This window comes from Sphingomonas sp. ATCC 31555 (assembly GCF_000282895.1).
Taxonomy (GTDB): domain Bacteria; phylum Pseudomonadota; class Alphaproteobacteria; order Sphingomonadales; family Sphingomonadaceae; genus Sphingomonas.
In genome coordinates this window covers 38,347-62,047 of the sequence record NZ_ALBQ01000003.1, presented here as the reverse complement: position 1 = coordinate 62,047, position 23,701 = coordinate 38,347, and the positions used below count along the sequence as shown (strand labels likewise).

The following is a 23,701-nucleotide window of genomic DNA, read 5'->3' as shown; positions in this document are numbered from 1 at the left end:
AGTTCTTCGACACGAAGTGGTTGATTCCCGCAGCATGATCGTCGATTAGGATATGATACATCATCACGCGAGACTCGCCATGGCTGCCGAACCTACCATCCCCGTCACCGTGCTCACCGGCTATCTCGGCGCGGGCAAGACCACGCTGCTCAATCGCATTCTCAGCGAGAATCACGGCCGCCGCTACGCCGTGATCGTCAACGAGTTCGGCGAGATCGGCATCGACAACGACCTGATCGTCGATGCCGATGAGGAAGTGTTCGAAATGAACAATGGCTGCATCTGCTGCACCGTGCGCGGCGATCTCATCCGCATCATCGAAGGGCTGATGAAGCGCAAGGGAACGTTCGACGCCATCGTGATCGAGACGACCGGCCTTGCCGATCCCGCGCCGGTTGCCCAGACCTTCTTCGTCGACGACGACGTGCGCGCCCGCGCCAGCCTCGACGCGATCGTCACGGTGGTGGATGCCCGCCACATTCTCCAGCGGCTTGAGGACAGCCATGAGGCGGAGGAGCAGATTGCCTTTGCCGATGTGATCCTGCTCAACAAGATCGACCTGGTCGATGCGCAGGAACTGGAGCGGGTGCGCCAGCGTATCCGCGCGATCAATGCGCAGGCGAGGCTGCACGAAACCCAGAACTGCGTCGTCCCGCTGGAGGAAGTGCTGGAGCGCGGCGCGTTCGATCTCGACCGTATCCTGGAGATCGAGCCCAACTTCCTCTCCGAAGACGATCACGAGCATGACGATGCGATCACGTCCGTCTCGCTGCGCTCGGAAGCGGCGATCCGGCCGGAATTGTTCATGCCGTGGCTGCGCATGCTGACTACGAACCAGGGGCAGGATATTCTGCGCCTGAAGGGTGTGCTGGCCTTTCCGGACGAAGAACAGCGCTATGTCGTGCAGGGCGTGCACATGCTGCTCGACGGCGATCACCAGCGCGACTGGAAGCCGGAGGAGCCACGCACCAGCCGCATGGTGTTCATCGGCCGCAACCTGGATCCCGCCACGCTGCAACAGGGGTTCGAGGCTTGCGCGGTGCGTGCCGCCTGATGGCGACGACGGCTGCGGACAGTCCGCTCATCCAGCGCCATGGCCGCCATGTAGAACTGGAGGCGGCGCCTACCGCGCTCTTGTGGCTGGGCACCAATGCTGCGGTGACGCTGGGCGATGGCCGGCTTTGCTGGATCCCCGACGGGGAAGAGTCGCAGCCGGTTCCGGTGCATGGCGGCGCGATCCTGTCGGCATGCCGGCATCCCGACGGCACGGCGATCGTCACCGGCGGCGACGACGGACGTGTGTGCCGGGTTTCGCCGGATGGGGCGGTGACCCAGCTCGGCCATTTCCCGCGCAAATGGGTGGAGCATCTGGCGGCGAGTGCGGCGTCCGGTCTTCTCGTCGCGGGTGTCGGCAAGGAGGCGATCGCCTGGACCAGAGGGGCCGACGCGCCGTCGCATCGCTACGCTGTCGCCTCGACGATCGGCGGGCTGGCGCTGGATGCGAAGGGCAAGCGGCTGGCCGTCGCCCATTACAATGGCGCGACGCTGCTCTACGGCACCAACCCGGACAGCGGCCGCGTGGCGCTCGCCTGGACGGGGTCGCATCTCGCATGCACGCTGCACCCAGAGGGCCGCTTTCTGCTCACTGCGCTGCAGGAAACCGGGCTGCACGGCTGGCGGCTGGCCGATCTGCGCGACATGCGGATGAGCGGCTATACCGCCAAGACCCGCAGCTTCTCCTGGGATCGCAAGGGCAAATGGCTCGCCACCAGCGGCGATGCGGCTGCGATCCTTTGGCCGTTCGACGGCAAGGACGGGCCGATGGGCAAGGCGCCGCTGCTCCGCGCCGAGCGCAAGGGCGCGCTGGTCACGCAGGTTGCATTCCATCCGAAGGACGAGGTGCTGGCGGTCGGCTATGACGATGGCATTGTCGCCCTCGCACGGCTTGCGGATGAGAACACGCTGCTGCTCGACACCGCCGGCGCCCCGGTCGCCACGCTGGCGTGGAACGATGCGGGCACCCGGCTGGGCTGGGGATGCGAGGACGGGCGCGTCGGCATTTTGAACATGGACGCGCGCGCGTGAAAAGCCCCTGCATCAGCGTGTGCCGGTTCGACGGCCGCACCGGCTGGTGCGTCGCCTGCGCGCGGACGCTGGCGGAGTGCCGGGAATGGAAAAAGGCGCCGCGGCCCCGGCTACTGGCGATCAACAAGACACTGCCAGCGCGGCTCGCCAAGCTCGACGCCCGCGGCATCCGCGTGTTCGAGGAAGAAGCATGATCGAGATTTCCGCGCTGTGGCTGATGTTCGTGCTGGGGCTGCGCCATGGGCTCGATCCCGATCATGTCGCGGTGATCGACAACATCGTGTTCCGCACCGTGCAGCCTCGGCCGCGCCTGGCGCTGTGGGTGGGCACCTTGTTCGCGCTGGGGCACAGCCTGTCGGTGGCGGTGGTCGCCATCGGGGTATCGCTGGCGGCGGACGCCTTTGCGCTGCCCGCCTGGAGCGGCCCGCTGGTCGACGCGGCGGTGATCGGGCTGCTGCTGATCGTCGGGTCGCTCAACCTCCACGCGCTGCTGGTCCGGGCGGACTATACGCCGGTCGGTTGGCGAAGCGGGCTGGTGCCGCGGCGGCTGCGCAACAGCACCCATCCGCTTGCGGTGGTGGCGATCGGTGCGATCTTCGGCCTGGTGTTCGATACCGCGACGCAAGCCGCCGCCTGGGGCGCCGCCGCAACCGCCAAGGGCGGGACGAGCGCCGCGCTGGCGATCATCGCCGCGTTCACCATCGGGATGATGCTGGCGGACACGCTGGACAGCCAGATCGTCGGGCGCCTGCTGCGTGCCACCGATCGGCCGACGGCGACCGTGCGCCGCTATCGCCGCGCGGTCGGCTGGCTGGTCGTGGCGCTCAGCTTCGGCACCGCCGGCTATGCGCTTGCCGAACTGTCTGGTCTGGACGTCGCGCTGTCCGATGGCGCCTTCACGGCAATCGGCATCGGATCGGCGGCGGCGATCGTCCTGTTGCTCGTCGCCAGCCGCTGGCGCGCGCATGCCGGAACCAGCGTCTGATCCTACGCGCACTGCTTTTCACGATATTCGTGAGGGGGGACACCAACATGACATCGAAGCTGCGACTCCTGCCGCGCATCTCTCTTCTTGCGTTCGCGGCGGCCTTTGCCGCGCCCGCGGCCGCACAAAGCGGCCAGTCCGCCGGGCAAGCGGCATCCGTAGACCAGGAGATCACCGTCACCGGGTGGCGCCTGCGCCAGCTCGACACGGTGACGCCGACCGGCAGCCGGCTTGATCTCTCCATTCGCGACACGCCCGCGACACTCGACCGGATCACCGCCGACGAAATGCTGACGCGCGGCTTTCGCACGGTGGAAGAGGCGACGGACAGCCTGCCTGGCATCATCTCCGGCGGGTCGCCCGGCAACCCCACGCTGTTCTCGATGCGCGGCTTTACCGGCGAGCAGATCACGATTCTGCACAACGGCCTGTATCTCGGCCCCGCCAACATGATCAACCGGCCGGGCAACACCTTCAACCTCGCCAGCATCGATGTGCTGAAGGGGCCGGCGTCGGTGCTCTATGGCCAGGGCGCAGTGGGCGGCGCGGTCAATATCGTCAGCAAGCACCCCGATTTTAAGGGCAATAGCGGCCAGGCGCTCGCTTCCTATGGCGAATTCGACACGGTCAGCCTGGGCGCGGGCGGCAACCGGGTGCTGAGCGATACGCTCGCGGGCCGCGTGGATGTGAGCTATCACCGCTCGAACGGCTATGTCGACGATACCGGGCCGCACTCGTTCAACGCGACGGGTGCATTGCTCTATCGGCCCAGCAGCGACCTGTCGGTCGAACTCAGCGTCGATTATCTGCGCGATCGGCTGCCCACCTATTACGGCACGCCGCTATTGCCTGCCGCCGCGGCAACGGGCCCGATTCCGGGCATTCTCACATCGGCGAACGGCGCCGTGGTCGATCGCCGCACCCGCTTCGTCAATTACAATGTCGGGGATAGCCGCGCGAACAGCTGGCAGGTCTGGCCGCGCCTGGCGGTCACCTGGTCGCCTTCGGACGCGGTGACACTGTCCAACACCGCCTATTATTTCCACGCCGACCGCGCCTGGATCAACGCGGAAAGCTATGCCTATAATGCCGCCACCGGCCGGGTCGATCGCGACCGGTTCTTCGTGTTTCACAACCAGGATCTCGTCGGCGACCAGGGCAGCGCGACGTTCCGCCACAGCCTCGCCGGGATGGCGAACACGCTGGTGGTCGGCTTCGACTATAACCATCTCGATTTCGTGCGCAGCCGGGGCTTCCCGGATGGCGACAGCGTCGATCTGCTGCGGCCGGCGCGGGGCAGTTTCGGCGCGCTCGATCGGCGGGTGAGCCCGACACGGTGGGACCAGATCGCGCTGTTCGCCGAGGATGCGCTCGATCTCACCGCCAAACTCAAGCTGGTCACCGGCCTGCGGGCCGAGCGGCTGTACCTGACGCGCGAAAACTATAATCTGGATGGCAGCTTCAACGCCGGCTCCAGCTTCCGCCGCGTGTACAAGCCGTTCAACTGGCGCGCCGGCCTCGTCTATGATGTGACGCCCGCGATCACCACCTATGCGTCGTTCAGCACCGGGCAGGATCCGGTCGGCTCCAACATCTTCCTGGTCAATGCCGGCCAGAATTTCGCGCTATCGAACTCGCGGCAAGTCGAAGCCGGGGTGAAGGCGGCGCTGCTGAACGGGCGGGCGTCGCTGACAGCGGCGGTCTATGACATCGAACGGCGCAATATCCTGACCCAGGTGGCGATCGATACGGTCAGCAATATCGGCAGCCAGCGATCGCGCGGGATCGAACTGTCGGGCGAGGCGCGGTTGACACCGCATTGGGCCGTCACCGCCAGCGGCACCTATGTCGATGCCGCCTATGGCAGCTTCACCGATCCGAACTACGGCGTGGCGGCCTCGGGCAACCGGCCGCCGAACGTGCCGGACTGGACGGCCAATGTCTGGACCAGCGTCCAGCAGATCGCGGGCCTGCCGCTGGAGGCGGGCGGGGGCGTGAAATATGTCGACCAGCGCTATGGCAACACCGCCGACACGCTGGTGCTGCGCCCCTATGCGACCGGCGTCGTCTACGCCACCTGGGCGGTGAACCCGCGGCTTTCGCTGACCGGGCGGGTCAACAATGTGTGGAACAAGACATTCGTGCAATGGGCCGACATCTATTATCCGGCGCAGGTGATGCTGGGTGAGCCGCGGCGTGCCGAGGTGAGCCTGCTTGCCCGCTTCTAAGGCGCGCCGGGTGCTGGGCGCGCTGGTCTGGTTCCACCGCTGGCTGGGCGTGGCCACCTGCCTGATCTTCGCTGCCTGGTTTGCCAGCGGCGCGGTGATGCTGTTCCAGCCTTTCCCGTCGCTGCCCCATGCCGCGCAGATGACGTTGCAAGCGCCGGTGCGGGGTGCCGACGTGACGGTCGCACCGGGCCGCGCCGCGGCGGCAGTGCCCGGCGCGGAGACGCTGCGGCTGGTCCAGCGGGCAGGACGTCCGGCCTATCTGGTCGGCGGGGGCGAAGCCCTGCACGCCATCGATTCGCAGACGGGCGCGCCGCTCCCGCCGCTGACGCCCGCACAGGCGCTGGCCGAAGCCCGGCGCGTGTTCGGTCCCGCCGCGACCGTGGCCGGGCCGTTCGACTATGACCAATGGGTGGTCCACAACCGATTCGATTCGGCCCGCCCCTTCTACCGCCTCGATGCGAACGATGCGGAGGGGACCCAACTCTATTTGTCCGCGCGTTCGGGTGAACTGCTCCAGCGCACGACCTGGAGCGCTAGGGCGTGGAACTGGCCGGGAGCGGTGCTCCACTGGGTCTATATGACGCCGCTGCGGAAGGACTGGCGCGCCTGGGATTCCAGCGTCTGGTGGCTGTCGCTGGTCTGCATGCTGGTGGCGATCGCGGGCACGATCCTGGGCGTGGTGCGGATGCTGGCGGCGCGGCGCCTACGCCCGCCGCGTATCAGTTTCTATCGGCGGCGCTGGCTGCGCTGGCACCACCTGCTTGGGCTGGGCAGCGCGGTGTTCGTACTGGGCTGGATCTTCAGCGGGTGGCTGTCGATGGACCATGGCCGTCTGTTTTCGCGCGGCACGGCGACAGACGCGCAGGCGCGGCATTATGCGGGCTGTTCGCTGGCGGATGCCCTGCAGCGTGTGAATCCCACGATATTGGCCGGAGCAAATCTCCGGGAGATCGGGTTCACGCCGCTTGCCTGCACGCCAGTGCTGACCCGCTATTCTGGGGATGGCCGCGCCGATCGCGTCGACGGCGCAGGGCACATCATCGACGAGGCAGCAATGCGCGGGCTGGTACAGTGCGCGGCGCTCGCCGGTTGGCCGGGCGCAGCGCATGGGCGCATCGACCCGATCGAGCCCAGCGCAACCGATGCGCTGGCCGAAGGCTGGCCCGCTTCGGCCTGGCGGGTTCGGCTGGATGCGCGGGGCCGGCCCGATCTGGTTGTGGACGGCGATACCGGCCGGCTGCTGACGGTGATGGATAGCAGCCGGGCCGCCTATGCCTGGGTCTATTACGCGCTGCACACCGGCAATGTGCCCGGCCTGACGACGCGCCCGGTGCTGCGCCGTACACTCTTGCTGCTGCCCCTGACGGCGGGCTTCCTGTTCAGCATCACCGGCGTGGTGCTCGGCTGGCAGCGACTGCGCCGCGCGGGCGGGATTACCGCGTCTCGATCGTGAGATGCGCAAGTTCGTGAACGGCGTTGAGACGCTCTCGGATCAGTTCGCCATCGCGAACCCCGGTGACGCTCACGATCGCGGCGCGCGCCTCCGGCCCCACCCGCCAGACGTGGAGATCGGTGATCCGTGCATCGCCGGCAGTTTCCACCAAAGCGCGCACTTCCTGCGCAACAGAATCGTCTGTGGCGTCCAGCAGGACCGCAGCCGTATCGCGCATCAGGCTCCACGACCACCGCGCAATCACCACCGCACCGACGATCCCCATCGCCGCATCCATCCACAACCAGCCAAGATAGCGCCCCGCCAGCAGGGCCGCGATCGCGAGGACGGAGGTCAGCGCGTCAGCCATGACATGCATATAAGCCGAACGCAGATTATTGTCGTGGTGGTGCCCGTGCGCCCCATGGCCATGGTGCGCCCCGTGATCATGGTGGTGATGGTGATGCCCTCCGCTCAGCAGAATCGCGCTGACGAGGTTCACCACGAGGCCGAGCGCTGCAATCCAGGTGGCGGCGCCGAAATCGACGTCGGTGGGTTCGAACAATCGCCAGACCGATTCGGCGCCGATCGCGGCCGCGACCAAGCCCAGAACCAGCGCCGAGGCGAAACCGGCGAGGTCGCCAACCTTGCCCGTCCCGAAGCTGAATCGCCGGCTGGCGGCATGTTGCCTTGCATAGGCATAGGCCGCCGCCGCGATCGCCAGCGCGCCGGCATGGGTCGCCATATGAAACCCGTCGGCGAGCAGCGCCATCGAGCCGGTAATATAGCCTGCCGCGATCTCGCCCACCATCATCACGGCGGTGAGGGCGACCACCCACAGCGTGCGGCGCGCATTCGCCTCATGCGCCGCGCCGAGGAAATTGTGCGCGTGGGTCAGCGCCATAGCGTTGGAAGCCTGGGGCATCGAAAGATCCTATTTGGAATAGCGGCGGATCACCGCCAACAGTTCGTCAGCACCCTGCGCGCGCGCTTCATCGGTCAGGCCGGCGCGCGCAACATGCGCTTCAAGATGGCCTGCGATGATCTCGTCGACCAGTCCGTTCACCGCGCCTCGCACCGCAGCGACAAGGTGCAGCACCTTCGTGCACGAAGCGTCTGCGGCGAGTTCCCGCTCCACCGCCGCAACCTGGCCGGCGATGCGGCGCACGCGCGCAATCAGCTCGGGTTTACTATCGCTCACATGACTCATAGGGATACCCCCTACCCCTATGTGCTTATGCCTGGCAAGTGTGGTACGAACCTATGCCCTGCGGCACCAACCGGTAGACGGTCCGGCGGATCTTCCTATGCTAACCCTCGAGACAAACGGAGCTGTCCCCTGAAACGCTTGGCCTTCCCTATCGCCGGGGCCGTCGCCCTGCTTGCCCCCGGCGCCGCGCCGGCCGGTGCCCAGACGCGCTACGACCCGGCTGTCACCTTTGCGCCGCTCACCCTTCCCACCACTGCCAACACGATCCGCAGCGCGAACGGCATGCCGGGGCCTGGCTATTGGCAGAACCGGGCGGACTATCAGATCCGGGCGACGCTCGATCCCGGCGCAAAGCGAATCAGCGGCACCGCGACGATCGCCTATACCAACAACAGCCCCGACCGGCTCGACACTCTCTGGCTCCAGCTCGACCAGAATCTCTACCGGCCCGGATCGCGCGGCGGCATGGCGAGCGGGCATGCGCCCGGCGGCACCACCGACGGCATGGTGATCGAGGCGGTCGAGCTGCTGTCCGGCGGCAAGACGATCGCGGTGACGCCGGTGATTTCGGACACGCGCATGCAGGTGCCCTTGCCGGCGGCATTGCCATCGCACGGCAAGCTTTCCCTGCGCATCCGCTATCACTTCACCATTCCCGGCGAATGGGGCGGACGCATGGCCTGGGGCAAGGCCCGCGACGGCGAGGTCTACAACATCGCCCAATGGTATCCGCGCATGGCGGTGTATGACGATCTGCGCGGCTGGGATCCGCTCCCCTATCTCGCCCAGGAATTCTATCTCGACTATGGTGACTTCGACTATTGGGTGACGCTGCCCGCCGGCATGATCGTTGCCGGATCGGGCGAGCTGCAGAATCCGCAGGAGGTGCTGACCGCCGCCCAGCGGGCGCGGCTGGCGGAGGCGCGGACCAGCGATGCTACCGTGGAGGTGATCGCCCCTGGCGAAATCGGCACCCCCGGCTCGCGACCCCAGCAGGGCGGCACGCTCACCTGGCATTTCCGCATGGAGAACAGCCGCGACGTCGCCTTCGCCGCGTCATCGGCCTTCGCCTGGGATGCCGCGCGGATGAACCTGCCCGGCGGTAAGACCGGGCTCGCGATGTCGGTCTATCCGGCGGAAAGTCAGGGCCGCGACAGATGGGGCCGCTCGACCGAATATCTCAAGCATGCGGTCGAGGAATTCTCGCGCCGCTGGTATCCCTATCCCTGGCCCAACGCGGTCAATGTCGCCGGTATCGCGACGGGGATGGAGTATCCCGGCATCGTGTTCGACGGGATCGAGGATATCGGCAAGGAGCTGTTCTGGATCACCGCGCACGAGATCGGCCATAGCTGGTTCCCGATGATCGTCGGCTTCGACGAGCGCCGCGATGCCTGGATGGACGAAGGCTTCAACACCTTCATCGACGTGTACGAATCCGACGCGTTCAACCACGGCGAATATGGCCCCAAGCGCGACAGCGAATATGCCGAAGGCGGCGGCAACCCGGTCGACGAGATCCTGCCGGTCCTCGCCGATCCCAACGCGCCGCCGATCCTGTCGCGCGCCGATACGGTGACGGAAAAGTACCGGCACGCCGTAACCTATTTCAAATCGGCGCTGGGCCTCGTTCTGCTGCGCGAACAGATCCTTGGCCCCGATCGGTTCGATCCGGCCTTCCGCAAGTTCATCGCCGCCTGGGCATTCAAGCATCCCAAGCCCGCCGACTTCTTCCGCGCGATGGAAGATGCCAGCGGCGAGGATCTCAGCTGGTGGTGGCGCGGCTGGTATGTCCACAACTGGACGCTCGACCAGGCGGTCACCCGGATCGGTCCCGCACGGAACGGTGCAGGCTCGCTGGTGACGGTCGAGAATCGCGATCCGATGGTGATGCCGGCGACGCTGCGCGTCACCTTCGCCGACGGATCGAAGCGCGACATCGCGCTACCGGTCGAGACCTGGATCCGCACGGCCAGCACCGACATCTATGTGCCCGGCCCACAACGCGTCGTGCGCGCGGAGATCGATCCCGACCACAAGCTGCCCGACCGCGACCGGAGCAACAACACGGCACGATAGCAGGCCGGGCGGCGGCTGGCGTCAGGCCCAGCCGCCGCCCACCGCCCCACCCGGCACGCCCGGCGCCGGGATGCTCTCCACCAGCCCCTGCAGGCCGAAGCGCTCAAGGCCGATCGTCATCAGCGACAACGTCCCGCGCAGCTGATCGGCGGTAATGTCGCGGGTGATGAACACCAGCCGCGTCCGCCGGTCGCCCGACGGCCACTCGTCCAGCTCCACGGGCCGGTGGAACAGGTGCTGCACGCCATGCACCACCACCGGCTTCGGATGATCGAGCAGATGCACGATCCCCTTCACGCGCAGGATATCTGCGCCCTTCAGGCTGGTGAGGATATCGATCCAGCGCTCGAACGCCTCGGCCCGCAGCGGCGCGCCGAAGGTGAGGCAGGTCGCGCGGATATGGTCGTCGTGACGATCGACGTCGTGGTGATGGTGGTCGTGATCGTGGTGGTGATGCGCGCCATGGCCATGGCCATGGCCGTCCGCATAGGCCTCGGCGTTCAGCCAGCGGCGTACGTCGTTGCTCTTGGTTTCGGGATTGTACAAGCCGGCATCGAACAGCCGATCCGGCTCGATCACGCCCTGGAGCACCGGCAGGATCGGCGCCGCCGGATTGATCGTGCGCAGCCGCGCCGCAATCTCGTGCTGGGCGTCGGTGGAAAGCAGATCGGTCTTGGTCAGCACGATGCGGTCCGCCACCGCCGCCTGGCGCACCGCCTCCTCCTGGGTATCCAGCGTCGCCATGCCGTTGGCCGCGTCTACCGTGGTGATCACGCCGTCCAGCCGATACAGCGTCCGCAGTTGCGGATCGGTCATCAGCGTGTGCAGGATCGGCGCCGGGTCAGCCAGCCCGGTGGTTTCGATCACGACGCGGTCGAACCAGCAGCTGCCCTCCCGCGCGAAGCGCCAGGGGGCGTCGCGCAACGTGGCGCGCAGATCGCCGCGGATGGTGCAGCACAGGCAGCCGCCCATCATCTCCACCACCATGTCCTCGTTCGAACGCGCGATCAGATCATGGTCGAGCCCGACCGCGCCGAACTCGTTGATGATCACCAAGGCGCGGCGCAGCTCCGGCATCCGCACCAGATGGTTGAGCAGCGTGGTCTTGCCGCTGCCCAGAAAGCCCGTGAGCACGCTGACCGGGATCAGCGCCTGCTCTCCCCCAATCAGCGGACTCATTGCGGCGCCCATTCGCTGGGGAGCATGATCGCGGAGAGGGGCGTGCCACGTCGTGACGCAAGGAACATCGGCGCTTCCAATAGGAATGATATGTTGTATCATTTCTATTCGTGCGAGCCACCACGCGCAAGCCGCGTTGCCGGTGCGGACGCATTTTCTACCTCAATCAGGTTGTGCGACGGAGAGGCGCATTGCGAGCGCTTGATGGATGTGCCACTTCTTAAAGCCGCTGATCACACCCGGCTTGTCTAGGTCCGTTCACAACCACATCCCGCCCAGGGACGGCACCAGTCAGGCACCGGTCGACAACAACCGCTTTTGGGAAGCGCATCAATGCTCCGAAGCGGTAGAAAGTCAGCGCGCGGCCGACGGACAAATGCCCGTAGCCCAGCGGCAGGTTTCAGCGGAAGCTGCCGTTCAACAAACGGCGACGAACGACTGAACCTGGTCGGCAGGCGCCGCGGGGCATCCCTGCTTAGGGGAGGTTGGTGATCGGCACCCGGACGAAGCTGTCCGTCAGCCACTCTATTTCCAGCGGCGTAGCGGCGTCGGAGATCGATTCGGCAGCAACATCGACCCCCGTGCGTAGTTGATCTCATGGAAATTATTCTTGAGTACGTCGACAACCAAACGCAGACGGCTGCCTGCCGCCACGCGGCGACTGACGATGCGCGTTCGGTCGAACGGGATGATATTCACCGCGCCAGGAGTCAGTAATTGCCGGGATGAAATGTCGCGAGCAAAGCTCGAGCGCCCGACGTAATAAGACAGGGCGAAGCTGCTGCCGTCGGCGCGAACTTCATACAGCGCAGCCATGAAATCGAAGTCGCGCCTGTTCGTGCGGATGTGGAATTCTCCCGAGAGTCCGCCGTTCACCTCAATAGCGTGGGTTAGCGGACTGGTCTGGAAGACGAGACCGGCTGAGACGTCCGGTCGCGGATCTAAAACCGGGAATGGATAATAGCCAGCACTGCTCGTCGTGCGATCCGCGAAATCGACCTTTTGCGAGATCACACCCACCGTGTCCGGGCGTTTTTCTGACAGTCGATAGCGGCCTTCCGACCGGGAGTCGGTCAGAAAGAAGCGCTGGGAAGTGTCGGCCATCGCGCTGAGCGACGCGGTGTGGCGCCAGACATTGGCACCCATGACCTCGAAGTTGATCCGGTTCGCCAGAATTGGCGGGCGCGGCCGCCCGCGGAAAATGTGGTCGAACCAGGCAAAGGTCAGCGCACTCGTATCGAATTGCGCGACCGGATCGATTGGATAGCCGCGCAAATCCTCGGGTTTGAACGATTGCTGGGTCCCAAAATGGTCATAGGGGCCGACGACGAGATAATGTTCGGCATCCGGCCGGTACCGATAATGTTCCTTTAAATAATGCAGCGCAGAAATCTGGCCGTCGTCATAATAGCCGGTGATTGTGAGGGCCGGGATGTCAATGTGCCGGAAATCTTCGCCATAGGGGACCATCGCCTGCCAATAGGCGTCATAGGACGGGTGCTTGAGCCAGCGTTGAAGCCAAGGGTTCGGGGTCCCGTCGATCTGGTCGATATCGCGATAGGGCCGTCCGCTCTGATACCATTTCTCGTTCAGCGACGACCATCGATCTGGGTCTTTATAGGTCACGCGATCAAGCGTCCGATTGTTCGTGACGTAGAAGATCCAGCCGTAATTGGCGTTCAGGAAGACGTTGTTCTCCATCGGCAGGCCCTGCCCCGGCACGGCAGCGACATACGGGACGATCGTCTTCAGCGCTTTGGGAAGATGTTTCGTCGCCGCCCAGGCCGCGAACCCCGAATAGCTGCCGCCATACATGCCCACCCGGCCGTCGCTCCAGGGCTGGGTGCTCGCCCAGTCGATCGCGGCGGCGGTGTCGTCGACTTCGACTTCGAACGGGCGGACGACGTCCTTGCTGCCGAGCTTGCCGCGCGCATTGACGACCAGTCCGGCATAGCCGTGCGCGGCCGCCTCTGCGGCAATCTCCAAATTGCGTTCGGGATCGGAGTAGATCGTGAACCACATCGTCGTCGGCAACGGCTGCGAAGCAGCGCGCGGACGAACCAGTGTCGCCGATAGCGTCGCGCCTTGGGGCGTGTGGATCACAATCGTCTGATCGATCCGGTAGAGGCGCTCGCGCTGCTGTGCGACGAGAGCGTCGATGGCGTCTCCCCCAGCCCGGGATGCGACCCCGACGAGTGCGGCCATGACGATCTGCACCGCATCGTCGGCGCCGATTGTTTTCGCACCTGCGTACCGCGCCAGCAAGCGATCAAGTCTGAGCCGATCCGCACTGCGCCCGCGCAGCCATGCGAAGATGCGTTCCCTCGCAACTGGCTTCAGCGGTGACAATATCTCGTTCAGCTGATGATGCAGGGCATCGCTGCGCCGCCCGCTCCCGGCCCAAGCGCCCAGAAAGCAGCTACGGCTGCTCGCGGGATCGGCGCCGGGATGGCAGCCCTTCGCCTGGTAGGCGCGTCGTGCGGCGGTATCGTCGCGGGCGGCGAGCAGCAGCGCGGCGCGCTCGGCAGGCAGGTATGGCTTCGCTGGCCTATGGGTGAGAATGCGCGCTGCCAGACCGGCGAGCGCGGTGTCGTCGAGCGACTGGCCGTTGCTCGCGGTCAAACCATAGGGGATAGACTGCGCCGCAGCCCGCGTTGCGCTGATCGAGAGACTGCCGACAACGGCCGCCATGATCATCGCCATCCTCGAAATCGCCACTACCTACCTCGCATCGGATTGCCTTGGCGGCACATCTAGCTTCGGCGTGAGCGGGCTGAGATAAATTCGGCCAATCGCCGCGATAGCCGGCGAGCGGCCGATTGCTTGCGGTCAGAGGATGCGTTCGCGCAGCAGAACCGATCCGGCGCGGCTGGCACTGATCGTGTCGCCATCGTCCATATGGATGAGGAGACGCCCGCTTCCCGCCGGTTCGATGCGCGCGACATGATCGAGATTCACAATTCGCGAGCGATGCACGCGGACGAAGCGCGCAGGATCGAGCAGTTCTTCGAATCTCGCCAGCGTCATGCGCGCCAGATGCTGGCCACCCGCTGTCTTGATTTCGGCATAGTCGTCGGCTCCGGAGATCGAGACGATTGATTCGATTTCGACCGGGACCGCATCGTCGCCGCTGCGGATGAAATAGCGGGACAGCGTCTCGCGCGCCTCGTCCCGACCGGCCACGGCAACGGGAGTCTCGTCCTCCCGGCTGGGCCGATTATGAGCCCATAAAGCGATCATGCCATAGACGGCCACATTCAGGAGCGTCTGCCAAGCCATGGCTCGGCTGACGAACGGCCGGACCTCGAATTGCGTGGCCGAGACGCCGCCGGCCAGCCCGAGCAGTACCAACAGCAGCCAATAGGACAAAAACGCGAAGCAGGTGCAAAGGATCAGATGCGCCGCGACCTGAAAAGCTGGTCCCTTGCGGGCGATGCTCGCGACGAGGATCCAACATGCGGCTGTGCCGAACAGGACGGTCGGAACGGTATTCGCCGCGCCCGCGATCATCGCATCCGGCAGCGAAAGCGTGTTCGCAACGCAAAGCGTGGCGGAATAGGCAACGAAGACGATCCCCGCAGCCAAGCCGAAACGCCGAACGTCGGTCCAACCTTGCTCGCTTGTGGCTTCGGGGCGGGGCTGGCGACTGTCGGGATTGCGCCCGGCCCTCCATCGGACGCGAGACGTGGCGAAAGCGAGTCCCATTCATTTCGTTCCAGATTGCGCTTCATAATCGGTTGCGTGCTCCGGGATTTTGCCCGACCTGGATCAGATCTGCAACGGCAGCTCCTCGCGGGCAGTATTCCATTTGGGCGCTGTTTCATCGTTGCCCGAATGATCGGCCGATGGCCGATGGCCGATGGCAAAACGGGAATGGCAGATACTGTTACGAGCGGACGTTCCGACCGGGTTATCGAACGACTGGAGGTGGTCGACTGTCGCCGCAAGCGAATGCCGGATCGTGGGACTTTGCGGTCGTTTCAACGCAATTTTCGAATGGCAGGTCTCGCCAAAAGCCGACTTCCGGCGCTTTCTCGCTTCTCGGACTAGCGATCGGAGTACGACCGGAGATGGGCCCTCATTTCAGTTGCCTGTAGGTTTCGAACCCCGGCTGCCACAACCGTTCTTCGGTCAGCGTTTGTGCCGATACTATAGCGTCTTGTACGGAACACTGCTCATGGTTCAGAAAGAAATCACCCTCACATCAACGGGGTGGATGAATTACATTTCTCACGCCGCAGGGAATCCCGTTTATGGGTCGCAACCCTAAGATGGACGATACACGACAAGATTTATTGGGAGCCGGCATCCGGCGGCCTTTGGGCCGGCAATGGAGCACGTCGCGAAATGCGCCTGTCCGCCTGGAGACATGTGAGCGCAGCGCCCACATTCGCCATCGGAACGATCAAGAGGCCGATGCCGAGGCCGTTGGGAAGGCCAGCCCGCGTCGCCCAGTCGCTGACAATGCCAACAATCAGCGGGCCGAACGCCGGCCCGATCAAACTGGTACCCATCAGGACGAGGCTGGAAGCCATTGCCTCATTCCCGCTTCTCGCGACGAGGTGTGCGCTGCCGAACGCATTGGGCACTACAAAGGCGAACGCGAACATTGCCGGTGCCATCAGCGTCACGGCGACCCACCCGGTGGGGACCATCAGCGCCCCCAGCATGGTCGCGCTGGCGAGCAGGAACAGTGCGGCGGGCAAGCGCAGATATCCCGTTCCCGCCCTTGCTGCCCGGTCGAAGCTACGCCCCCCGAGCAGGGTGCCCACGATACCCGTCAGGCCCTGCAGCAACCCGAACGCCATCCCTGCTTCAGTGGCGGAGAAGCCATGGGTGCGGATCAGATACGGCGCAGCGAAAGCGTAGAATGGCGCCGCAGCGAGACCCGTCATTACAGCGCCGGCGAACAGCCACCGAAAGGCCGGACACGCGAGCAGGCGCATGCTCGCTGACAGATACGCCGGTGCGCGGGCCGATCCCGCGCCGCGAACGGGCGTGGACCCCACCGCGACCAGCGGGATCAGTCCCACCAGGCCGCCCAGCGCGCCGGCGCCGAGCATGGCAACCCTCCAGCCGAACGCGTCGTTCACGGCTCCCCCGATCCCGAACCCGGCCATCGCGCCCAGCGGGATGCCCAAGGCGAAGATGCCGATCGCCGTTCCCCGCCGCTCCGTCCTGATGCGCCGTGCGATCAGAGCATGGGCCGCAGGCACCGCTCCTGCCTCGCCTATGGCGACGCCCAGCCGAGTCATCGCCAGAACCAGGAAGCCGGTCGCGAGGCCGCCAAGCGCCGTCATCGCGCTCCACAGGAGCGTACAGGCGACCAGTAGCCGACGCGGCGAGCCGCGGTCGGCGACGCGCGCCAGCGGCAGCGAAAGCAGCGCGTAGCAGACCGCGAAAGCAATGCCGGTGACGAGCCCCAGCTGGGTGTCGGAGAGCGACAGTTCGGCCTTGATCGATTCTGCCAGGATGAATGGCAGGATGCGATCGATTTGCGCGAAGACGCTGACCAGGAACAGCGAAGCGAGCAACAGGCCGGCACGCCTTCCGGTGAAGGTGCCGGCCCCTGCCTCCGGCACCGCATTCACCCTCGTCTGCGCGGATGGGGACATTTCACTCGACTCCGGAATCTGAAGACGGCAGCAGCCGAGGCGATGCTAAACGTGGCGCGCGATTGTTGCACAGGACAGCGCCACATCATCCGCATCCTTCGGGTCCGATGGACAAGTTTCGACGTCGATGGAAGCAGGGGCCGACAAGTTCAGACGATCAGACAACAAATTTGGAGGAACCGGCTAGACTGACAATGATCGGTTAGCCTCCGTCATAAGCACGTCGATACGCCGGGCGGACTCCGCGGAGGCGGGATTGTAGACCAGCATCCCCAGATCAGGACGGCCGTCGACGCCGAACATGGAGAATTCGAGCTCGATTAACCCGTGCTCCGGGTGTCGCAGGCGCTTCAATCCGTCCGCATGACCCGCGACATCGTTTTCGCGCCACAACGCTTCGAACTCGGGGCTCAGCCGCGACAGTTCCTCGACGAGCCGCGTGATTTCATTGCCTGCGCCCGCGCGCGCGGCGTCGGCCCGAAACGCACTCACGACATAGCGGGCGACAGTGCGCCAATCGTCCTGCGCTGCTCTGGTGCGTGTGTTGGTGAACATCAGCCGGAGGACGTTTCGCTCCTCGGGCGGGAGCTTGGCATAATCGGTGAGAAGCGCGGCCGCCGCAGCGTTCCACGCCACAACGTCCCACGTCGCCGTCTTGATGATCGCCGGGCTGCGTGGCAACGCGTCCAGCACACGCTGTAGGCGCGGGGTCACGCCGTCGGAGCGCGCATAATGCGTCGCCGGCGGTCGTCCCAGGCCTAGGATGAACAAGTGCTCGCGCTCGGGACCAGTCAGCATGAGGCCCTTGGCAAGCCGGTCGAGTACATCGGCAGAAGGCGCGCCGCCGCGGCCCTGTTCCAGCCAGCTATACCAGGTCGGGGAGATGTTGGCGCGTTGCGCGACTTCCTCGCGACGCAGCCCGGGCGTGCGCCGTCGCCCGCCGCCAAGCCCGAACGCGGCCGGATCCATGCGCGATCGTCTGTCGCGGAGAAAGGCCCCAAGAGGACTGGTCACACCGTTTATCCTGTTGAAGATTATATCAGTATAAGACAACTACTTTAACAGAATAGCAGGTGCAGCGACAAGGTGTCCCCCGAACAACTGTGGAGACACTTTGATGCGTGTATTTCTCACCGGCGCGACTGGCTTTGTCGGCTCGCATATCCTTCCCGAACTGCTGGCAGCGGGCCATCAGGTGCTTGGCCTTACCCGTTCCGATGCCGGCGCGCGAATGCTCGCCGAGCTTGGTGCCGACGCCCATCGCGGCACGCTTGGGGATCTCGATAGCCTGCGTGCCGGCGCCGAGCAGGCCGATGCCGTGATCCACACGGCCTTTGACCATGATTTCGCAAGATACCTGGCAAACTGCGAAGCCGATCGCGGCGTGATCGCAGCCCTCGGCTCCGTGCTGCAAGGGTCGGACCGCCCGCTCTTGATCACCTCGGCGACTGCGATGGGGGAGGCGCGCCCCGGTGATGTCGCCGTGGAGGCGGTGTTCAACGCAGATCACCCCATCCCGCGGGTTGCCACGGAACAGGCGGGCGAGGCGCTGCTGCAGGCGGGGGTGGATGTTCGGGTCGTGCGGCTTCCACAGGTGCACGATCCCGTCAAGCAGGGGCTTATTTCGCCTTATATCGACCATGCGCGGGCAAAAGGCTGTGCGTCCTATGTCGCCGACGGAGGCGACCGTTGGTCGGCCGGGCACGTCCGGGATGTGGCGGACCTGTATGCGCGCGCGCTCGATCGCGGCCAGAAAGGAGCGCGCTATCATGCCGTTGCGGAGGAAGGCGTTCTGTTCCGACGCATTGCCGAAGCCATCGCCACCGGGCTGGGCCTGCCGATCGTCTCGCTCTCGCCCGAGCAGGCTCCGGGCCATTTAGGATGGCTGTCGATCTTCATCGGCAAGGACAGGCCCGCATCGAGCGAATGGACCAGGGATCAGCTCGGCTGGACCCCGACCTGCCCGGGGCTGATCGCCGATCTCGAAGCCATGGACTATTCGGCACCGTCCACCGCCAACTGATCGACGGCAGCATAAAGGGCGTGGCGCTTTCCGCTGAGGCGACGCCACGCCCCTTGTCGTCACGGCAGTGGCATCGGGACGCCAGGAAAGGCTTTCCCCAAATCTCCGATCGACCAGCCGACGTCCTGGGCGGCGGCCATCAGCTCCCGCCCGATCGCTCCGGCACCTCTGGCCAGCGAGGCGCTGATAGCGCGCAGCACTTCAAGGCGCGGGTCAGCCAGCGGGCAGTGTGCTTTCGCCCCAAGGATCAAAGCCCGTAGCGTCCGCCTGGTGGTCGGCCGGAGCACGACATCGGGCTCACCTGGCAAGCGGCCCACGGCGATCGCTGCTGCGACAAGCGGTGCCCACCGGCTTTCGAACGTTTCGGGCTGGGGTGATAGGAGAGCGTAAGCGTGCGTTGCGACGCTGGCACTGGGCACCCGCGCACCTCAGAAGCGGTACGAGAGCGTCAGGCCGCCCAGCGGCTGCCAACGCCGGCCCTGCTCGGTGATCGGGCTGCCGGCAGCATCGCCGACGAGATAGTTTGCGCCCAATCGCCCGATCAGGCCGAGATGGCGATCGAAATAATATCCTGCGCTGATACCCGCGCCCACGTCCCGGAAACCCGCTGCGGGCCGATAGGCGGAAAGGCCGCTGGCCACCGCGCCCTGTGGGGAAACACCGAAATAGGTCCGAGTATAGTCTGCGTCCGCCCAGTTGGTCTGCAGGTCGACCGAGAGGAACCTGTCCGCACTGCGCACCGCCATATAGCTGGCGCTCGCCGTCGCGAGCAGCCCGTTATGCGTGCGCGACACGTCATTGACGACGGAGAGCTCCAGCTGGAGCGCGCCCTGGCCGATCCGGTCGCCGCCCAGACGATACCCCACGAAGCCGCCGGCCTCGATCGCGGTGTCAATCTCGGGGAGGAGCCCCACCGGCCCTTCGGCATCGCTCCGATCGAGCCTGGCGCCGATCACCGGGCCGATTGAAAAGCGCGGGTCGGCGGCGAGGTCGATGCGCCCGCGCAGCCCGCGCGCCTCGAACGTCACGCCGCGCCAGCGGATGTCGGCGAGCACGAACGGAATGACGCGAAGGTCGCCCGAGCCGTCGAACCGAGGCGCCACACCCGCGCCTAGCGCGATCTGGCCGTGTGGCGAGGTATCTGGGGGCACCTCCTGCGCGGTGGCGATGGTCGACGGGAAGACGGTGCACGCGAGTATCATTGCAACGGAATAGCGCATCGGATCATCCTTATGCTTGGGGTGTGCAGCAACTGCGGGCGACCGGAGCGACGGCCGATCGCCCGCGGCAGCGCTTCGGCCGCCCGTCGGGGAGTTTTCAGGCGGCCGATTCAACAAGGGCGCGAAAGGGGGAGCCCGCGCCTTGTCGAAATTCAGCCTTTTCGTAGCGGTAGGTCGGGCATGGCTTGCCGCTTTCGATACGGCATCCGATACCGATTGAACGGAGGTAATATCGGAAGTATTTCTATCATAGTGCAGTATTGATTATCTTATGATCAATGATATACTTCACACGAAGTTTAGCTCTCCGATAATATCAAAAGATCATCGCATTTTGTTCGGGTGATAATTTGCAGGGGGAAGGAATCTTTTGAATCAATTGTGTGCTTTATGTTGACGAGGGCCTTGAAACGTTCATAGTCTGGTCATCTACCTTGATCTGGCACGCTCAAGTTAGAAGGATCCACCGATGACCAGAATGCCGAAAAGCGCGGAAATCTTGCCTTTTCCTACAAGCGAGGTGCGAATCGGCGAACCCGCCTCCCTGGCCCGTCGAACACCGTCGACGCTCTTGAGCGCCGTAATGGACTTCATCGATGCCAAGGGCGGTGGCCAAGGCCGGTTCCAGACACCGATGCCGGCCATCCACATCGTCCGCTCGTTCCAGGATATAGTGCCCGTCCAGAACCTGTACCGGCCGTCGCTCTGCGTGGTGCTGAAGGGTGCAAAGGAAATCCTGTTCGGCGATACGACGCTTCGGTATGCGGAGATGGAGTGCTTGGTCGTGAGCCTTGAAGTTCCGGCCAGCGGACGCATGGTCGGCGCCACGCCGGCAGACCCCTATGTCGGGATCATGATCGACTTCGACATAGCCGTGCTGCGCGAGGTGCTGCAGCAGCTTGCCAACCCGCCGGTTCCGAATGCCGGCTCGGGCCCATGCGTCTTCGTCGGGAAAGTCGATGATATGCTCGCCGAATGCATCACCCGCCTGGCCCGCCTGGCGCAGATGCCGGAGGCTGTGCCGGTTCTGTTTCCCGCGGCGATGCGGGAGCTTTATTATTGGCTGCTCACCGGCCCCTATGGCAGCGAAGTCGCGAAGCTCGCACTCCCCGAAACGCAGGCCGAACGCGTCGCGCGGGCTATCCACTATTTGCGGGATCATTTCAGCGAGCCATTGCGCGTCGAGCAACTCGCCGAGGTGGCGCACATGAGCGTGTCGTCCTTCCATCAGCATTTCAAGGCGATGACCGCGATGTCGCCGGTGCAATATCAGAAGCAACTGCGCCTGCTCGAGGCGCGGCGGCTGATGGTCTCGGAAAACACGAACGTGTCGGACGCCGCCTACCAGGTCGGCTATGAAAGTCCGTCGCAGTTCAGCCGGGAGTATACCCGGTCCTTCGGCACGGCACCGAAGCGCGACGTGATGAACTTCCGGGCGCTGCTCGCGGCGGGGACGCGGTAAGCGGCCACGTCGCAATTCGCCGTTGGCCTGGAGGATCGGGCAAAAAACTCGCGGGTTTCGGCATGGGGTATCGCCCCGGCCGCGCGTAGTTGTTTCGAACGACGCCACGACGTCCCTTCGAAAGGTGAGCGCAATGACCCGCTGGACTACCTCCAACATCCCCTCCCAGCACGGCCGCACCGCGGTCGTCACCGGCACCGGCGGCCTCGGTCTCGCGGACGCGCTGGCACTCGCCCATGCCGGCGCGCGCGTGATCGTCGCCGGCCGGAATGCGGCCAAAGGTGCCGATGCGGTTCGCCGCATCCACAGCGAGGCGCCGCGCGCCGACATCCGGTTCGAGATGCTCGATCTTGCAGACCTCGCATCCGTCGCTGCCTTTGCAGAGCGGTTGCGCGAGGATCAGGAATGCCTCGACCTGCTCGTGAACAACGCCGGCGTGATGGTCCCGCCGCGGCGGCAGGTCACGGCGGACGGCTTCGAACTGCAGTTCGGCACCAACTATCTGGGCCATTTCGCGCTCACCGCGCATCTTCTGCCGCTGCTCCGCAAGGGCAAGCAGGCCCGCGTGGTCTCGGTATCGAGCATCGTGGCAGCACGGGGTGCGATCGACTTCGACGACCTTGATGCACAGCAGCGCTACCGGCCGATGGCGGTCTATGCCCAGTCGAAAATCGCCTGCCTGATCTTTGCCTTCGAGCTTCAGCGGCGAAGCGACGCCGCGGGCTGGGGCATTGCCAGCATCGCCGCGCATCCGGGCGTGGCGCGTACCGATCTGCTGCACAACGGCCCCGGCCGCGGCAGCGTGCAGGGACGCATCCGATCCTTCCTGCCGTTTCTGTTCCAGCCGGTGGAGCGTGGCGCCTTGCCGACGCTGTTTGCCGCGACGTCCGCGCAGGCACGGCCCGGCGGTTATTACGGCCCCGATGGTCTTGCCGAGGTGCGCGGTTATCCGACGGTCGCGAAGGTGCCGCCACTGGCGCTCGACGCCGCCACCGCTACCCGCCTCTGGGAAGTTTCCGAAGCGCTTGCCGGGGTCACGTTCGAACAGGCCATCGGCGCCTCTGCTCCGCTGCGCCACACCGGGGAAACGGCTTCCTCCCCGGCCGCCTAGCAGCGTCGAAAGACGGCACCATTCACGGAAAGGATCGTTCATGTTTGTAGCCATTCGAGCAATGCTGCTCGTTGCCCTGCCGATTTCGCCGGCAACGTTGCTCCCGGTCGCCGCGCAGACGGTCGCGCCGACGATCGCCGGCATCTGGCAGGCGGAGAACGGTCAGATGAAGATCGAGATGTTCGAACGCGATGGCGGCTATGCTGGTCGGTTGCTGTGGGGCCAGCGCGCAGTCGAGGCCGATGGCAAGACCTTCAAGCGCGATGTCCACAATCCCGATCCGTCGCTTCGAACCCGTTCGCTCCAGGGCATTACCATCCTCCAGAACTTGAAATGGAACGCGCATGCCGGTCGGTGGGAAGGCGGCACGCTCTACGATGGAACGTCGGGCCGGCGTGCTTCCGCTAGGCTCACGCTGGCCGACGGCAAGCTGGAGATGCGGGCCTATATGGGCTCGCCGATGTTGGGCCGCACGATCCGCTTCAACCGCGTCTCGAACTAACGCCAAGACCGCCCCCGGGAGCCAAGGCGCCCCAACCCTTCCACAGTGCGAGGCAGCAAGATGGCCTATTCACTAACGGTCAATGGACAGGTGCGTCGGGTCGACGACGATGGCAGCACGCCGCTTCTCTGGGTGTTGCGCGATACGCTGCGGCTCACCGGCACCAAATACGGGTGCGGCAAGGCCCAGTGCGGTGCATGCACGGTCCACCTCGATGGCCAGCCGGTGCGATCCTGCTCGATCGCGCTTGCCGACGCGACGTCTGCGCAGATCGAGACGATCGAAGGCGTGCACGGCCCGGAAGCACAGGCGATTCTTGCCGCTTGGCTGGCGCGCGGGGTGCCGCAATGCGGCTTCTGCCAGTCCGGGCAGATCATGAGCGCGGTGGCGCTGCTGCGTGCGATCCCGTCGCCGAGCGACGAGGACATCGACGGGGCGATGAGCGGCAATCTTTGCCGCTGTGCGACCTACACGCGGATTCGCGCCGCCATCCACGACGCGGCGGCCGCGAACGCGAAGAATCGATCATGAGGCTGCGCATCCTGCGCCCCGACAGCCTGAGCCACCGAA

General features: G+C 65.3%; 20 protein-coding genes. 12 read left to right on the top strand and 8 right to left on the bottom strand.

Features of this window, described 5'->3' with window-relative positions; all coding sequences use genetic code 11:
- Positions 1–79: 79 nt before the first annotated feature.
- Genes B215_RS0101040 through B215_RS0101015 form a run of 6 tightly spaced genes read left to right on the top strand, consistent with a single transcriptional unit; the run spans position 80 to position 6,751 of the window.
- A complete protein-coding gene (locus tag B215_RS0101040; RefSeq protein ID WP_019367763.1) occupies positions 80–1,054 on the top strand; it encodes a CobW family GTP-binding protein in 975 nt (324 codons plus the stop codon).
- Positions 1,054–2,085: a WD40 repeat domain-containing protein gene (locus B215_RS0101035; RefSeq protein ID WP_019367762.1), complete on the top strand. Its 1,032-nt coding sequence runs from the start codon at positions 1,054–1,056 to the stop codon at positions 2,083–2,085. Before B215_RS0101040 ends, B215_RS0101035 begins: the two co-directional genes overlap by 1 nt.
- Positions 2,082–2,279, top strand: coding sequence for a DUF1289 domain-containing protein (locus B215_RS0101030; protein WP_019367761.1), 198 nt, complete (start codon positions 2,082–2,084; stop codon positions 2,277–2,279). The genes B215_RS0101035 and B215_RS0101030 overlap by 4 nt, the downstream gene beginning before the upstream one ends.
- Positions 2,276–3,070 (top strand): HoxN/HupN/NixA family nickel/cobalt transporter, encoded by a 795-nt coding sequence (locus tag B215_RS0101025; protein ID WP_019367760.1) that lies wholly within the window; start codon positions 2,276–2,278, stop codon positions 3,068–3,070. Before B215_RS0101030 ends, B215_RS0101025 begins: the two co-directional genes overlap by 4 nt.
- Before the next feature lie 47 nt (positions 3,071–3,117).
- The gene (locus tag B215_RS0101020; protein ID WP_019367759.1) at positions 3,118–5,298 is read left to right on the top strand and encodes a TonB-dependent receptor; all 2,181 of its coding nucleotides are present in this window, start codon (positions 3,118–3,120) and stop codon (positions 5,296–5,298) included.
- Entirely contained in the window at positions 5,285–6,751 is a 1,467-nt protein-coding gene (locus tag B215_RS0101015; protein WP_152997883.1) for a PepSY domain-containing protein, read from the top strand. Before B215_RS0101020 ends, B215_RS0101015 begins: the two co-directional genes overlap by 14 nt.
- Here B215_RS0101015 and dmeF read toward each other — a convergent pair.
- A complete protein-coding gene (gene dmeF, locus B215_RS0101010; protein WP_026008813.1) occupies positions 6,732–7,655 on the bottom strand; it encodes a CDF family Co(II)/Ni(II) efflux transporter DmeF in 924 nt (307 codons plus the stop codon). The two genes, B215_RS0101015 and dmeF, sit on opposite strands and share 20 nt — an antisense overlap.
- 9 nt (positions 7,656–7,664) lie before the next feature.
- Positions 7,665–7,940, bottom strand: coding sequence for a metal/formaldehyde-sensitive transcriptional repressor (locus tag B215_RS0101005; RefSeq protein WP_019367756.1), 276 nt, complete (start codon positions 7,938–7,940; stop codon positions 7,665–7,667).
- A 138-nt stretch (positions 7,941–8,078) separates the two neighbouring features.
- Between B215_RS0101005 and B215_RS0101000 the strand changes: the two genes are divergently transcribed.
- Positions 8,079–10,019 (top strand): M1 family metallopeptidase, encoded by a 1,941-nt coding sequence (locus tag B215_RS0101000; RefSeq protein ID WP_019367755.1) that lies wholly within the window; start codon positions 8,079–8,081, stop codon positions 10,017–10,019.
- A gap of 21 nt (positions 10,020–10,040) precedes the next feature.
- Here B215_RS0101000 and B215_RS0100995 read toward each other — a convergent pair whose 3' ends face one another.
- The 5 genes from B215_RS0100995 to B215_RS0100975 form a co-directional block, all read right to left on the bottom strand.
- On the bottom strand, positions 10,041–11,198 hold the full coding sequence (locus B215_RS0100995) for a CobW family GTP-binding protein (protein WP_037512706.1): 1,158 nt from the start codon (positions 11,196–11,198) through the stop codon (positions 10,041–10,043).
- A 525-nt stretch (positions 11,199–11,723) separates the two neighbouring features.
- Complete coding sequence (locus tag B215_RS19365; protein WP_160327963.1) at positions 11,724–13,889, bottom strand: CocE/NonD family hydrolase; 2,166 nt, start codon at positions 13,887–13,889, stop codon at positions 11,724–11,726.
- Between the two features lie 138 nt (positions 13,890–14,027).
- Positions 14,028–14,783 carry a LytTR family DNA-binding domain-containing protein gene (locus tag B215_RS0100985; protein WP_019367753.1) on the bottom strand — a complete coding sequence of 252 codons (756 nt, stop codon included), beginning with the start codon at positions 14,781–14,783 and terminating at the stop codon, positions 14,028–14,030.
- Positions 14,784–15,490: 707 nt separating this feature from the next.
- The gene (locus B215_RS19360; RefSeq protein ID WP_082664485.1) at positions 15,491–16,813 is read right to left on the bottom strand and encodes an MFS transporter; all 1,323 of its coding nucleotides are present in this window, start codon (positions 16,811–16,813) and stop codon (positions 15,491–15,493) included.
- Between the two features lie 183 nt (positions 16,814–16,996).
- Positions 16,997–17,836, bottom strand: a complete 840-nt coding sequence (locus B215_RS0100975) for a helix-turn-helix transcriptional regulator (RefSeq protein ID WP_037512705.1) — start codon at positions 17,834–17,836, stop codon at positions 16,997–16,999.
- A 94-nt stretch (positions 17,837–17,930) separates the two neighbouring features.
- Between B215_RS0100975 and B215_RS0100970 the strand changes: the two genes are divergently transcribed.
- Positions 17,931–18,836, top strand: coding sequence for an SDR family oxidoreductase (locus B215_RS0100970; protein WP_019367750.1), 906 nt, complete (start codon positions 17,931–17,933; stop codon positions 18,834–18,836).
- 428 nt (positions 18,837–19,264) lie between these two features.
- Here the strand turns inward: B215_RS0100970 and B215_RS0100960 are convergent, their stop codons facing one another.
- Positions 19,265–20,056 carry a MipA/OmpV family protein gene (locus B215_RS0100960; RefSeq protein ID WP_019367748.1) on the bottom strand — a complete coding sequence of 264 codons (792 nt, stop codon included), beginning with the start codon at positions 20,054–20,056 and terminating at the stop codon, positions 19,265–19,267.
- Between the two features lie 469 nt (positions 20,057–20,525).
- Between B215_RS0100960 and B215_RS0100955 the strand changes: the two genes are divergently transcribed.
- The 4 genes from B215_RS0100955 (at position 20,526) to B215_RS0100940 (ending at position 23,662) form a co-directional block, all read left to right on the top strand.
- The gene (locus B215_RS0100955) at positions 20,526–21,518 is read left to right on the top strand and encodes an AraC family transcriptional regulator (RefSeq protein WP_236704513.1); all 993 of its coding nucleotides are present in this window, start codon (positions 20,526–20,528) and stop codon (positions 21,516–21,518) included.
- 133 nt (positions 21,519–21,651) lie between these two features.
- Positions 21,652–22,629 (top strand): SDR family oxidoreductase, encoded by a 978-nt coding sequence (locus B215_RS0100950; RefSeq protein ID WP_019367746.1) that lies wholly within the window; start codon positions 21,652–21,654, stop codon positions 22,627–22,629.
- Between the two features lie 40 nt (positions 22,630–22,669).
- Positions 22,670–23,131 carry a DUF2147 domain-containing protein gene (locus tag B215_RS0100945; protein WP_037512691.1) on the top strand — a complete coding sequence of 154 codons (462 nt, stop codon included), beginning with the start codon at positions 22,670–22,672 and terminating at the stop codon, positions 23,129–23,131.
- Between the two features lie 60 nt (positions 23,132–23,191).
- On the top strand, positions 23,192–23,662 hold the full coding sequence (locus B215_RS0100940) for a (2Fe-2S)-binding protein (protein WP_019367744.1): 471 nt from the start codon (positions 23,192–23,194) through the stop codon (positions 23,660–23,662).
- The last annotated feature ends 39 nt before the right edge of the window (positions 23,663–23,701 follow it).